Consider the following 13,911-nt stretch of genomic DNA (forward strand, 5'->3'; position numbering starts at 1 on the left):
CATGGAGCAGAAAACAAAACACCCCGCATGTGCGGGGTGTTTTGTTTTTGCAGATTGATCAGCCGATCAATTGCAGGCCGGCTTGTTGGACCAGCTCCAACAGAGGCTGTGGGTACACGCCCAGGACGAAGGCGAGGATAGCGATGGCCAGCAGCATGACGCCGCCAGTGCGCTGTTCCCACTTCAGCGGAGCGTCGTGGCGACGCAGGTTTGGCTCTACCAAGTACAGGGTGACCATGACGCGCAGGTAGTAGTACACGCCGATGGCGCTACCGATGACCAGGGCACCGACCAGCCACCACAGGTGCGACTCGACGCCAGTGGCGATGATGTAGAACTTGCCGATGAAGCCTGCGGTCAGCGGGATACCTGCCAACGACAGCATCATGACGGTCAGCACCGCGGTCAGGTACGGACGGCGCCAGAACAGGCCGCGATACTCGTACAGGGCATCGGCATCACGACCGGCATAGGGCGAAGACATCAAGGTGATCACGCCGAAGGCGCCCAGGCTGGTAATGACGTAGGTCACAAGGTAAACACCCATGGCCTCCAGGGCCAGGCCCTTGCTGGCGACCAGAGCGATGACCAGGTAGCCGAAGTGGGCGATGGACGAGTAACCGAGCAGACGCTTGAGGTTGCTCTGGGTCAACGCCAGCAGGTTGCCGATCAGGATCGAGGCGACGGCGATCACGGCCAGTACGGTGCTCAGCACACCGCTGCTGGCGGCAGGGGAGAGCATGAACAGGCGAACGACCACGGCGAAGACCGCGACCTTGCTGGCAGTGGCCAGGAACGCGGCGACCGGCGCCGGAGCACCTTCGTACACGTCCGGGGTCCACAGGTGGAACGGTACCAGCGACAGCTTGAAGGCCAGGCCCACCAGCATCATGCCCAGGCCCAGTTGGGCCAGCAGGCTCGGCATGCTGGTGGCAGCCAGTGCCTTGCCGATCTGGTCGAAGGTCAGGCTGCCGGCATCGGCGTACAGCAGGGCCATGCCGAACAGCAGGAAGGCAGAGCCTGCCGCAGAAAGCACCATGTATTTGATGCCGGCTTCCAGCGAACGCTTGTTGAAGAATGCATACGCCACCAGGCCATAGACCGGTACCGACAGCAGTTCCAGGCCAATGAACAGGCCAGCCAGGTGGTTGGCGCTGACCAGCACCAGGCCGCCCAGGGCGGACATCAGCAGCAGCAAGTACAGTTCTTCACGGTTGCCCGGGTAGCCCTTGGACCCTTCGCCCAAGTAGGCATGGGCGAGGGTGACGCAGGCCAGGGTTGCCACCAGGATGATCGCCATGTACAGGCAGGCGAACTTGTCGATGGTCACAAGCGAGGTGACCGCCAGCGGCGCGACCTTCAGCGCCGGCAGGATCGACAGCAGGGCCAGGTTCAGGCCCACGGTGGACAGTAGGAAGGTCTGCGAGTGATTGCGCTTCCAGGCGATCGCCAGCATCACCACCACCGTCGTGACGGTGGTGATGAGCATCGGCGCCAATGCGATGAAGTGTTGAGTGGTGAATTCCATAGCGCTCTTACCGGGCCGAAGCGAGTTGAGTGAAAGCGGAACCGATCCACTGCTGCACACCGCTCATGGTGGCGGCAGAGGTGTCCAGGAACGGCTGCGGGTACACGCCGAGCAGGATCAGCAGGCCGGCTAGGCCCAGGACCATGACCAGTTCGCGACCGTCCATGCCGGCCAGTACGGTGTCGGACTTGGCCGGACCGAAGTAGGCGCGGTGGATCATGATCAGCGAGTAGACCGAGCCAAAGACCAGGCCAGTGGTGGCGATCACGGTGATCCAGGGTACATGGACGAAGCTGCCGATCAGGATCAGGAACTCACCGACGAAGTTGCCGGTACCTGGCAGGCCCAGGGAGGCGGCGGCGAAGAACAGGCTGATGGCAGGAAGATAGGCGATGCGGTGCCACAGGCCGCCCATTTCGCGCATGTCACGGGTATGCATGCGCTCGTACAGCTGGCCGGCCAGGATGAACAGCGCCGCGGCCGACAGACCGTGGGCCAGCATCTGGATCACCGCGCCCTGCAGTGCTTGCTGGCTGCCGGAATAGATGCCGATCAGCACGAAGCCCATGTGCGAGACGCTGGAGAAGGCCACCAGGCGCTTGATGTCGGTTTGCGCGAAGGCCAGGAAGGCCCCGTAGAAGATACCGATCAGGCCCAGGGTCATGGCGATTGGCGCGAACTCGGCCGAAGCGTTCGGGAACAGCGGCAGGGCGAAGCGCAGCAGGCCGTAGGCCGCAGTCTTCAGCAAGATACCGGCCAGGTCCACGGAGCCTGCGGTCGGTGCCTGGGCGTGAGCGTCAGGCAGCCAGGAGTGGAACGGCACCACCGGCAGCTTCACGGCGAAGGCGATGAAGAAGCCCAGCATCAGCAGGTACTCGGTACCGGCTGGCAGTTCGGCCTTGAGCAGGTCGCTGTAGTTGAAGGTGATGACGCCGGTGCTGTTGTAGTTCACCAGTACCAGGCCAAGGATCGCCACCAGCATGATCAGGCCGCTGGCCTGGGTGAAGATGAAGAACTTGGTGGCAGCGTAGATCCGGGTCTTCTTGCCGTCGGCGGAGCTGTGACCCCAGAGCGCGATGAGGAAGTACATCGGCACCAGCATCATTTCCCAGAAGAAGAAGAACAGGAACAGGTCCAGGGCCAGGAACACACCGACCACACCGCCCAGGATCCACATCAGGTTGAGGTGGAAGAAGCCGACGTGGCGCTGGATCTCTTTCCAGGAGCACAGGACCGAAAGCACACCCAGCAGGCCGGTGAGCAGGATCATCAGCAGCGACAGGCCATCGAGGGCCAGGTGAATGCTGATGCCGAAGCGCTTGATCCACTCGACTTTGTATTCGAGGGTCCAGGCCGGTTCCGCGCCCGGGGCAGGGGCCAGGGTGTAGTCGCCGTTAGCCCACAGCCACAGGCCGATGCCAAGCAGCAGGGACATGGTCAGCAGCGCGATCCAGCGGGGCAGGGTGGCGCCGAAGCGCTCACCCAGCCAGCACAGGAGGCCGCCGATGAAGGGGATCAGGATCAGCCAAGGCAGAATCATGACGGGTTCGTTTCCTTTCGCAAAGTCGCAAGGTTCATAGTCATACCGCGGCCACTACCACGGCGCCGAGTACCAGAACGGCACCCACGGCGATCGAGGCGGTGTACCAGCGCAGCTGGCCGGTTTCGGTCTTGCTCATGGCGACGTGACCGCCGCGAGCCATCCGAGGAATCAGGCCGATGCTGCGGTCAACCGGATCCTTGCGCAGGATGTGGCTGATCAGCAGATAAGGTTTGACGAACAGCTTGTCGTAGATCCAGTCGAAGCCCCAGGCGGCGAACCACCAAGCCGACAGGACGCGACCGATGCCGCTGTTGGCGATCGCGCTGACCAGGGTGCGTTTGCCCAGGAACAGCACCGCAGCCAGCAGGATACCGGCGATGGCGATGGCGCCAGAGACGATTTCAAGCGAGTGCTGGGCTTCGCCACCTGCATGACCGACGCTCTGTGGCAGTACACCCGCCAGAGGCGGGTGGATCCAGGCGCCGACGAAGGTCGACAGCACGATCAGCACACCCAGTGGCAGCCAGTGGGAGATACCGTGGCCGGCGTGGGCTTCGGTCTTCGCTTCGCCGTGGAAGGCGATGAAGATCAGGCGGAAGGTGTACAGCGAGGTCATGAACGCACCGACCAGGCCAGCGTACAACAGGCCGGTATGGCCGCTGGCGAAGGCTTCCCAGAGGATCTCGTCCTTGGAGTAGAAGCCCGCGGTCAGGATCGGCAGGGCGGCCAGGGCGGCACCACCGACCACGAAGCTGGCGTAGGCCAGCGGCAGCTTCTTCCACAGGCCACCCATCTTGAAGATGTTCTGCTCATGGTGGCAGGCAACGATGACCGCACCGGAGGCAAGGAACAGCAGGGCCTTGAAGAAGGCGTGGGTCATCAGGTGGAAGATCGCGCCTTCCCAGGCACCGACGCCCAAGGCCAGGAACATGTAGCCGATCTGGCTCATGGTCGAGTAGGCGAGGATACGCTTGATGTCGGTCTGGACCAGCGCGGCGAAGCCGGCCAGGACCAGGGTCACGCCACCGACGATACCCACCAGGTGCAGGATGTCCGGCGCCAGAAGGAACAGGCCGTGGGTACGGGCGATCAGGTAGACGCCCGCGGTCACCATGGTTGCGGCGTGGATCAGCGCGGAGACCGGAGTCGGACCGGCCATCGCATCGGCGAGCCAGGTCTGCAGTGGCAGTTGGGCCGATTTACCGACGGCGCCGCCGAGCAGCATCAGGGTCGCCAGCACCATCCAGGTATCGCCTGCCTGGAACTTCTGCGGTGCCAGCACCAGCAGTTCCTGGACGTTCAGAGTGCCCAGCTGGGCGAACAGGATGAACAGGCCGATGGCCATGAACACGTCGCCGATACGGGTGACGATGAAGGCCTTCAGTGCAGCGTTACCGTTGTTGCGATTACTGTAGTAGAAACCGATCAACAGGTAGGAGCACAGGCCCACACCTTCCCAGCCGAAGTAAATGAACAGCAGGTTGTCGCCCAGCACCAGGAACAACATGCTGGCGATGAACAGGTTGGTGTACGAGAAGAAGCGCGAGTAACCGGCTTCGCCACGCATGTACCAGGACGCGAACAGGTGGATCAGGAAGCCCACGCCGGTGACCACGCCGAGCATGGTGATCGACAGACCATCCACGTACAGGGTGAAGTTCGGCGCAAAGCCGTCCACCGACATCCACTGCCACAGCAGCTGGCTGTACGCACCGCCTTCAGGCGGCGCGACATTGAATTGCCAGATCACATAGGCGGCCACGGCGGCCGACAGGCCGACGGAACCGACGCCGATCAGCGCGGACAGGTTCTCCGAGAACCGCCCGCGCGAGAACGACAGCAGCAGGAAGCCGATCAGGGGGAAGACGAAAGTCAGGAAGATAAGGTTCATCCGCGCATCTCACTGGCAGCATCGATGTCGAGAGTGTGGAAGCGGCGATACAGCTGCAGCAGGATCGCCAGGCCAATGCTGGCCTCGGCGGCTGCCAGGCTGATCACCAGAATGAACATCACCTGACCGTCGGGTTGAACCCAACGGGCGCCGGCGACGATGAACGCCAGGGCAGCGGCGTTCATCATGACTTCCAGACTCATGAGCACGAAGAGGATGTTGCGGCGGACCATCAGGCCAACCAGACCTAAGCAGAACAGGATGCCGGCGACCGCCAGCCCATGCTCGAGAGGGATAGCACCCATGATTTACTCCTTCGCCTCGTTGCGGCCCAGGTGGAAGGCGGTGACGGCCGCGGCCAGCAGCAGCATCGAAGCCAGTTCGACCACCAGCAGGTAAGGACCGAACAGGCTGATGCCCACGGCCTTGGCGTCCACGGTAGTACCGCTGATGGCCGCGCCGCTTGGCTCGGCGAACAGCACGTACAGCAGCTCAAGCAGCAGCAGGGCGGCCAGGAACACGGGCCCTGCCCAGATACCCGGCTTGAGCCAGCCACGCTCCTGCGCGACCGAAGCCGGCCCGAGGTTGAGCATCATCACCACGAAGACGAACAGCACCATGATGGCGCCAGCATAGGCGATTACTTCCAGGGCGCCGGCAAACGGCGCACCCAGGGAGAAGAAGATCATCGCCACGGAGATCAGGGAAATGATCAGGTAGAGCAGGGCGTGCACGGGGTTGGTGCCGGTCACCACCCGAAGGGTGGAAACCACGGCGATCCCGGATGCGAAGTAGAAAGCGAATTCCATCTTTCTGTCCTTATGGGAGCAAGCTCTTCACGTTGATCGGCTCGGCTTCGTTCTGTGCAGCGCCCTTAGGCTTGCCAGCGATCGCCATACCCGCAACACGGTAGAAGTTGTAGTCAGGGTTCTTGCCGGGGCCGGAGATCAGGAGGTCTTCCTTCTCGTACACCAGGTCCTGACGCTTGAACTCGGCCATTTCGAAATCCGGAGTCAGCTGGATCGCGGTGGTCGGGCACGCTTCCTCGCACAGGCCGCAGAAGATGCAGCGCGAGAAGTTGATGCGGAAGAACTCCGGATACCAGCGGCCGTCCTCGGTCTCGGCCTTCTGCAGCGAGATGCAGCCAACCGGGCAGGCCACCGCGCAGAGGTTGCACGCCACGCAGCGCTCCTCGCCGTCGGGGTCGCGGGTCAGGACGATGCGGCCGCGGTAGCGCGGCGGCAGGTACACGGGCTCTTCGGGGTATTGCAGGGTATCGCGCTTGCGGAACCCGTGGGAGAACACCATCACCAGGCTGCGCAGCTGGGTGCCGGTGCCTTTAACAATGTCGCCGATATATTTGAACATGGGTCAAATCCTCACTGGGCCGCGACGGCTGGCGTGTTGTAGAGCACGATCGCAGCGGTCACCAGCAAATTGATCAAGGTCAGCGGCAGGCAGAACTTCCAGCTGAAGTCCATCACCTGGTCATAGCGTGGGCGCGGAATCGACGCGCGCAGCAGGATGAACAGCATGATGAAGAACGCGGTCTTCAGGGCGAACCACAGGAACGGAACCTGTGGCAGCAGGCCGAATGGGCCGTGCCAGCCGCCGAAGAACAGGGTCACCAGCAGCGCCGAGATCAGGATGATGCCGATGTACTCACCGACGAAGAACATGCCCCACTTCATGCCGGCATATTCAATGTGGTAGCCGTCAGCCAGTTCCTGTTCCGCTTCTGGCTGGTCGAACGGGTGACGGTGAGTCACGGCGACGCCAGCGATGAAGAAGGTGCAGAAGCCGAAGAACTGCGGAATGATGAACCACAGGTTCTGTGCCTGGTAGTCGACGATGTCGCGCATGTTGAACGAACCGACCTGAACCACCACGCCCATCAGTGCCAGGCCCAGGAACACTTCGTACGACACGGTCTGGGCCGAAGCACGCAGGCTGCCGAGCAGGGCGTACTTGTTGTTCGACGACCAGCCGGCGAACAGCACCGCATACACCGACAGACCGGCCATGGCGAAGAAGAACAGCAGACCGATGTTCAGGTCAGCCACGCCCCAGACCGGGGTGATCGGGATGACCACGAAGGCGATCAGCAGGGCGCTCATGGCCACGACCGGCGCCAGGGTGAAGATCATGCGATCGACGAAAGGCGGGTTCCAGTCTTCCTTGAAGAACATCTTCAGCATGTCGGCAGCGATCTGGAACATGCCGAACGGGCCGACACGGTTCGGACCGTAGCGGTCCTGCCACCAACCCAGCAGGCGACGCTCGACGAAGCTGAGCAGCGCGCCGCAGACCACCACCGCCAGCAGGACCACGATGGCCCGGACGACGGTGAGGATCACATCGATCACTTCGGGGGTGAACCAGCTCATTGTGCTGCCTCCTGCAGACCTTCGACGGATGCTCCGAAGATGGCAGGCGGAATGCCGGCCAGGCCTTTCGGCAGCGCGACCAGGCCAGCGCCCAGCTCTTCATTGACACGCAGCGGCAGGCGCAGGGAGACGCCCGCCACGTTCAGGCTCAGCAGGGCACCCTCGTTGACGCCTAGGCGGTCGGCCTCGGACTTGGCCAGTGCCACGTAGGCGGCCGGGATGCGTTCTTGCACCGGGGCGGCGCGGGAAGAAGACTCTTCGCTGCCGAACAGGTGGTAGAACGGCACGGCAGTCCAGGTGCCGCGGGCCGGGTTGAAGGCCGCCGGGATGGTGGTGAACCAGTGCAGGCGATCGCCTTGCGGCTCGATCAGGCGCACGCCTGGATCGCCAGCGCGCAGGTGGCCGCCGACCTCGTCCTGGAACTTGTTCCAGGCCTGTGGGGAGTTCCAGCCCGGCGACCAGGCGAATGGCACCTGCTGGCGCGGTTCGGCCGAGCCCGAGTAGCCTTCCATGGAGAAGGCGAAGGCGGTGTCCTTGTCTTGCGGGGTACGCGGTTCGTGCACGCTGATGTTGGCGCGCATGGCAGTACGACCGGAATAGCGCAGCGGTTCACGGGCCAGTTTCAAGCCCTTGATGCGGAACGCGGCCGAAGGCGCTGCGTTGACGATGCCGGCCAGTTGCGGTGCGGCTTCGGCGCAGGCGCTGGTGACGTGATCCAGTTGGGTCCAGTCGACCGGCTTGTTCAGCAGGGTCGCACGCAGGGCGTGCATCCAGCGCCAGCCTTCGTGAACCAGGATGCTGCTGTCGAGGTATTGCGGGTCGAACACCTGGAAGAAGCGCTGTGCACGGCCTTCCTGGCTGACCAGGGTACCGTCGCCTTCGGCGAAGGTGGCCGCCGGCAGCACCAGATGGGCGCGGTCGGTGGTCGGGGTCTTGGAGTGGTCGGCGACGATCACCACCTTGGCCGCGGCCAGGGCAGCGTCAACCTTGGCGGCCGGCACGCGGGCGTACAGGTCGTTCTCCAGCACTACGATAGCGTCGGCCTTGCCGCTGATGACGGCATCCAGCGCGGCGTCGACGGACTCACCGCCCATCATGGCCATGCCGAGGCTGTTGGCTTCTGGCACCACCAGGCTCAGCGAGCCGTTCTTCTCACGCAGCTTCAAGGCCTTGGCGATGTTGGCGGCGGCTTCGATCAGTGCGGGGTCGGCCAAGGAAGTGCCGGCGACTACCAGCGGACGCTGGGCTGCGACCAGGGCATCGGCGATGCGCTGGGCCAGAGCCTTGGCTTCGGCGTCCAGGCCGTCAACGGCAGGTGCGCTCGGATCGATGGCGTGGGCCACGGCGAAGCCCAGGCGAGCCAGGTCCGCCGGCGCTGCGTGCACGCACTCCTCGGCGACGTCGTCGAGCTTGGTTTCAGCCAGCGAGGCGATGAACAGCGGATACAGCGCGTGCTGGCCGATGTTCTTGACCGCAGCGTCCAGCCACGGTTGTACGCGCATGGCGTCGGCCATGGCTTCGGCCTTGCCCTTGGTGGCCTGGCGCACGGCCAGTGCGACGCGGGCGGCGGTCTGGGTCAGGTCTTCACCGAGGACGAACACAGCGTCGTGGTCTTCGATGTCGCGCAGGGTCGGCACGGGCAGCGGGCTATTGTTGAGCACCTCGAGAGCAAGGCGCACGCGGGCCAGCTCGCCGGCTTCCATACCCGAATAGAAATAGTCGGCGCCGACCAGCTCACGCAGGCCATAGTTGCTTTCCAGGCTGGCGCGTGGCGAGCCGATACCGACGATGGTGCGACCGCGCAGCAGGTCGGCGGCTTTGTCCAGGGCAGCGTCCAGGCCCAGCTTGGTGCCGTCGGCCAGGTGCGGTTGGCGTGGACGGTCGCTGCGGTTGACGTAGCCATAGCCGAAGCGGCCACGGTCGCACAGGAAGTACTGGTTGACCGAGCCGTTGAAGCGGTTCTCGATACGGCGCAGTTCACCATAGCGCTCACCGGGGCTGATGTTGCAGCCGCTGGAGCAGCCGTGGCAGATGCTCGGGGCGAACTGCATGTCCCACTTGCGGTTGTAGCGCTCGGAGTGGGTCTTGTCGGTGAACACGCCGGTCGGGCAGACCTCGGTCAGGTTGCCGGAGAACTCGCTCTCCAGCACGCCGTCTTCGACGCGACCGAAGTACACGTTGTCGTGGGCGCCGTAGACACCCAGGTCGGTACCGCCTGCGTAGTCCTTGTAGTAGCGAACGCAGCGGTAGCAGGCGATGCAGCGGTTCATCTCATGGGCGATGAACGGGCCGAGGTCCTGGTTCTGGTGGGTACGCTTGGTGAAACGGTAGCGGCGCTCGTTGTGGCCGGTCATTACCGTCATGTCCTGCAGGTGGCAGTGACCGCCTTCCTCGCACACTGGGCAGTCGTGCGGGTGGTTGGTCATCAGCCATTCGACGACGCTGGCGCGGAACGCCTTGGATTCTTCATCGTCGATGGAGATCCAGGTGCCGTCGGAGGCAGGGGTCATGCAGGACATGACGATACGACCGCGGGTGTCGTTCTCGTCGGTGTACTGCTTGACCGCGCACTGCCGGCAGGCGCCGACGCTACCGAGCGCCGGGTGCCAGCAGAAATAGGGGATGTCGAGGCCGAGCGACAGACAGGCCTGTAACAGGTTGTCCGCACCATTGACTTCGAGCGCTTTGCCGTCTACGTGGATAGTGGCCATGGTTCAAAGTTCTTCGTTGGCCCGCGTGAGCAGGCGTGGCTAATGGAAATCGGTGAGCCTGCGGCCAGCCACGAATCGTTCGGGCCGGCCTGCAGGCTGGCGGATGGCACGGACCATCCGCGATTCATCTTGTTATGCGCCGACCACGACCGGCCCGGTCGGTATCGGCTTGGCCAGGTTCGGGCGCAGGGCGTCGCCAGCGCTGGCTGGGGCGACACCGGCCTCGAACTCGGACCGGAAATACTTGATGGCACTGCCCAGAGGCTCGACGGCACCCGGTGCGTGAGCACAGAAGGTCCGGCCTGGGCCGAGGAAGTTGACCAGTCCTAGCAGCGTCTCGATGTCCTCGGCACGGCCTTGGCCTTTCTCCAGGGCGCGCAACATCTTCACGCTCCATGGCAGACCGTCACGGCACGGGGTGCACCAGCCGCACGATTCCCGGGCGAAGAACTCTTCCATGTTGCGCAGCAGCGAGACCATATTGATGCTGTCGTCGACCGCCATGGCCAGGCCCGTACCCATACGGGTGCCGACCTTGGCGATGCCACCGGCATACATCTGTGCGTCGAGGTGCTCGGGCAGCAAGAAACCGGTACCGGCGCCGCCTGGCTGCCAGCACTTGAGCTTGTAGCCATCGCGCATGCCACCGGCGTAGTCCTCGAACAGCTCGCGGGCGGTGACGCCAAACGGCAGTTCCCACAGGCCAGGGTTCTTCACCTTGCCGGAGAAGCCCATCAGCTTGGTGCCGTGGTCTTCGCTGCCTTCGCGGGCCAGCGACTTGTACCAGTCGTTGCCGTTGGCGACGATGGCCGGAACGTTGCACAGGGTCTCGACGTTGTTCACGCAGGTCGGCTTGCCCCACACACCGACGGCGGCAGGGAAGGGCGGCTTGGAGCGTGGGTTGGCGCGGCGGCCTTCCAGGGAGTTGATCAGTGCGGTTTCTTCACCGCAGATGTAGCGGCCGGCACCGGTGTGCACGAACAGTTCGAAGTCGAAACCGCTGCCGAGGATGTTCTTGCCCAGAAGGCCTGCGGCCTTGGCTTCCTCGATGGCGCGGTTGAGGTTCTTGGCCGCGGTGGTGTATTCGCCACGCAGGAAGATGTAGCCGCGGTAGGCCTTCAAGGCGCGGGCACTGATCAGCATGCCCTCGACCAGCAGATGGGGCTGTTGCTCCATCAGCATGCGGTCTTTCCAGGTGTTGGGCTCCATTTCGTCCGCGTTGCACAGCAGGTAGCGGATGTTCATGGACTCGTCCTTGGGCATCAGGCCCCACTTCACGCCAGTGGGGAAGCCTGCGCCACCACGGCCCTTGAGGCCGGAGTCCTTGACGCTTTGGACGATATCATCCGCAGACATTTGCGCCAGCGCCTTGCGGGCGGCGGCGTAGCCGTTCTTGGCCTGGTACTCTTCGAGCCAGATCGGCTCGCCGTCGTCACGCAGGCGCCAGGTCAGCGGATGGGTTTCAGCCGAGCGCGCGATGCGGTTGGCCGGGCCGAAGGAAGTGATGGTCATACGTAACCCTCCAGCAGTTTGGCGACGCCGGCAGGTTGCACGTCGCCAAAGGTGTCGTCGTCGATCATCAGTGCCGGGGCCTTGTCGCAGTTGCCCAGGCAGCAGACCGGCAGCAGGGTGAAGCGGCCATCGGCAGTGGTCTGGCCCAGGCCGATGCCCAGCTCGCTCTGGATCTGGCTGACCACCGACTCGTGGCCACCGATGTAGCAGACCATGCTGTCGCAGACGCGAATGATGTGGCGACCGACCGGCTGGCGGAAGATCTGGCTGTAGAACGTGGCCACGCCTTCGACGTCGCTGGCTGGGATGCCCAGGACTTCGCCGATGGCGTAGATGGCGCCGTCCGGCACCCAGCCACGTTCTTTCTGAACGATCTTCAGGGCTTCGATGGACGCCGCGCGCGGATCCTCGTAGTGGTGCATCTCATGCTCGATGGCCGAGCGCTCGGTTTCGCTCAGGACGAAACGGTCGGTTTGGATAAGCGTGTTGTTCATGCTTAGCGGTCCACGTCAGCCATAACGAAGTCGATACTGCCCAGGTACGCGATGAGGTCCGCGACCATGCTGCCTTTGATCACCGATGGGATCTGCTGCAGGTGCGGGTAGCTCGGGGTACGGATCCGGGTGCGGTAGCTCATGGTGCCGCCATCGCTCGTCAGGTAGTAACTGTTGATGCCCTTGGTCGCCTCGATCATCTGGAACGACTCGTTGGCCGGCATGACCGGGCCCCACGAGACTTGCAGGAAGTGGGTGATCAGGGTCTCGATGTGCTGCAGGGTGCGCTCTTTGGGTGGCGGCGTGGTCAGCGGGTGATCCGCCTTGTACGGGCCTTCCGGCATGTTGCGCAGGCACTGGTCGATGATGCGGATACTCTGGCGCATCTCCTCGACGCGGACCATGCAGCGATCGTAGGCATCGCCGTTGTGGGCCAGCGGTACTTCGAACTCGAAGTTCTCGTAGCCGGAGTAGGGGCGGGCTTTACGCAGGTCGAAGTCGCAGCCGGTGGCACGCAGGCCGGCACCGGTGGTACCCCACGACAGCGCTTCCTGGGTGTTGTACGCGGCGACGCCGATGGTACGACCCTTGAGGATGCTGTTCTTGAGCGCAGCCTTTTCGTACTCGTCCAGGCGCTTGGGCAGCCATTCGACGAAGTCCTTGACCAGCTTGTCCCAGCCGCGTGGCAGGTCGTGGGCGACGCCACCGATGCGGTACCAGGCCGGGTGCAGACGGAAACCAGTGATCGCCTCGATCACGGTGTAGGCCCGCTGGCGGTCGGTAAAGGTGAAGAACACCGGGGTCATGGCGCCCACGTCTTGGATGTAGGTACCCAGGAACAGCAGGTGGCTGGTGATCCTGAAGAACTCGGCCAACATGACGCGAATGGTGTCGACCTTCTGCGGCACCTTGATGCCGGCCAGCTTCTCGACAGCCAGGACGTACGGCAGGTTGTTCATCACCCCACCGAGGTAGTCGATGCGGTCGGTGTAGGGGATGAAACTGTGCCAGGACTGGCGCTCGGCCATCTTCTCTGCACCACGGTGGTGGTAGCCGATGTCCGGAACGCAGTCGACGATCTCTTCGCCGTCCAGTTGCAGGACGATACGGAAGGCACCGTGAGCCGAAGGGTGGTTGGGACCCAGGTTGAGGAACATGTAGTCCTCGTTGGCGCCGTGACGCTTCATGCCCCAGGCTTCGGGGTTGAAGCGCGCCGATTCCTCTTCAAGCTGCTGCTTGGCCAGGTTCAGGCTGTACGGATCGAATTCGGTGGCGCGCGCCGGGAAGTCCTTGCGCAGCGGGTGGCCTTCCCAGGTCGGTGGCATGAGGATGCGCGACAGGTGCGGATGGCCGGCGAAGTCGATGCCGAACATGTCCCAGACTTCGCGCTCGTACCAGTTGGCGTTTGGCCAGATGCCGGTGACCGACGGCAGGTTCAGGTCGCCTTCGCTCAAGGCCACCTTGATCATCACGTCGCTGTTACGTTCGACCGACAGCAGGTGGTAGAACACGCTGAAATCGGCAGCCGGCAGGCCGCGGCGCTGGGTGCGCAGGCGCTCGTCCACGCCGTGCAGGTCGAACAGCATGCTGTACGGCTTGGCAACGTTGCGCAGGAAGGAGAGGACGTCTTTGAGCTGGGCGCGGTTTACCCACAGGACCGGCATGCCGGTGCGGGTTTCCTGGGCGACGAATGCGTCTGCGCCAAAACGGTTGTGCAGTTCGACGACCACATCTTGGTCGTCAGCCTTGTAAGGCGGAATATAAATAGCGGTGTCCGCTGTCATGGTCTCGGTCGCTTTGAGTCAACGTAGAGAATGAAGCCAGGCCGCCGGCTCCTTCCGGAGC

Annotated in this window: 11 protein-coding genes; all 11 read right to left on the reverse strand. The window is 63.6% G+C overall.

Going from position 1 to position 13,911, the window contains the following annotated elements; translation table 11 throughout:
* Window positions 1–58 precede the first annotated feature (58 nt).
* The 11 genes from nuoN to nuoC all read right to left on the reverse strand — a co-directional run bounded on the left by nuoN (window position 59) and on the right by nuoC (window position 13,850).
* Window positions 59–1,528 (reverse strand): NADH-quinone oxidoreductase subunit NuoN, encoded by a 1,470-nt coding sequence (nuoN, locus tag J5X93_RS08955; protein WP_043209136.1) that lies wholly within the window; start codon window positions 1,526–1,528, stop codon window positions 59–61.
* A 7-nt stretch (window positions 1,529–1,535) separates the two neighbouring features.
* The gene (gene nuoM / locus J5X93_RS08960; RefSeq protein ID WP_043209137.1) at window positions 1,536–3,068 is read right to left on the reverse strand and encodes an NADH-quinone oxidoreductase subunit M; all 1,533 of its coding nucleotides are present in this window, start codon (window positions 3,066–3,068) and stop codon (window positions 1,536–1,538) included.
* 40 nt (window positions 3,069–3,108) lie between these two features.
* On the reverse strand, window positions 3,109–4,962 hold the full coding sequence (gene nuoL / locus J5X93_RS08965) for an NADH-quinone oxidoreductase subunit L (RefSeq protein WP_070091880.1): 1,854 nt from the start codon (window positions 4,960–4,962) through the stop codon (window positions 3,109–3,111).
* Window positions 4,959–5,267, reverse strand: coding sequence for an NADH-quinone oxidoreductase subunit NuoK (gene nuoK / locus J5X93_RS08970; protein ID WP_023631349.1), 309 nt, complete (start codon window positions 5,265–5,267; stop codon window positions 4,959–4,961). Before nuoK ends, nuoL begins: the two co-directional genes overlap by 4 nt.
* A gap of 3 nt (window positions 5,268–5,270) precedes the next feature.
* Window positions 5,271–5,771: an NADH-quinone oxidoreductase subunit J gene (gene nuoJ, locus J5X93_RS08975; RefSeq protein ID WP_043209139.1), complete on the reverse strand. Its 501-nt coding sequence runs from the start codon at window positions 5,769–5,771 to the stop codon at window positions 5,271–5,273.
* Between the two features lie 10 nt (window positions 5,772–5,781).
* Window positions 5,782–6,330 (reverse strand): NADH-quinone oxidoreductase subunit NuoI, encoded by a 549-nt coding sequence (gene nuoI / locus J5X93_RS08980; RefSeq protein WP_043209143.1) that lies wholly within the window; start codon window positions 6,328–6,330, stop codon window positions 5,782–5,784.
* An 11-nt stretch (window positions 6,331–6,341) separates the two neighbouring features.
* Entirely contained in the window at window positions 6,342–7,349 is a 1,008-nt protein-coding gene (nuoH, locus tag J5X93_RS08985) for an NADH-quinone oxidoreductase subunit NuoH (RefSeq protein WP_043209145.1), read from the reverse strand.
* Entirely contained in the window at window positions 7,346–10,060 is a 2,715-nt protein-coding gene (gene nuoG, locus J5X93_RS08990; protein WP_043209148.1) for an NADH-quinone oxidoreductase subunit NuoG, read from the reverse strand. The genes nuoH and nuoG overlap by 4 nt, the downstream gene beginning before the upstream one ends.
* 132 nt (window positions 10,061–10,192) lie before the next feature.
* Window positions 10,193–11,572: an NADH-quinone oxidoreductase subunit NuoF gene (gene nuoF / locus J5X93_RS08995; RefSeq protein WP_043209150.1), complete on the reverse strand. Its 1,380-nt coding sequence runs from the start codon at window positions 11,570–11,572 to the stop codon at window positions 10,193–10,195.
* Window positions 11,569–12,066 carry an NADH-quinone oxidoreductase subunit NuoE gene (nuoE, locus tag J5X93_RS09000; protein ID WP_043209152.1) on the reverse strand — a complete coding sequence of 166 codons (498 nt, stop codon included), beginning with the start codon at window positions 12,064–12,066 and terminating at the stop codon, window positions 11,569–11,571. The genes nuoF and nuoE overlap by 4 nt, the downstream gene beginning before the upstream one ends.
* 2 nt (window positions 12,067–12,068) lie before the next feature.
* A complete protein-coding gene (nuoC, locus tag J5X93_RS09005) occupies window positions 12,069–13,850 on the reverse strand; it encodes an NADH-quinone oxidoreductase subunit C/D (RefSeq protein ID WP_043209154.1) in 1,782 nt (593 codons plus the stop codon).
* Window positions 13,851–13,911 lie beyond the last annotated feature (61 nt).

Origin of the sequence: Pseudomonas sp. BYT-1, from assembly GCF_023611805.1 — a bacterium.
Lineage (GTDB): Bacteria > Pseudomonadota > Gammaproteobacteria > Pseudomonadales > Pseudomonadaceae > Aquipseudomonas > Aquipseudomonas guariconensis.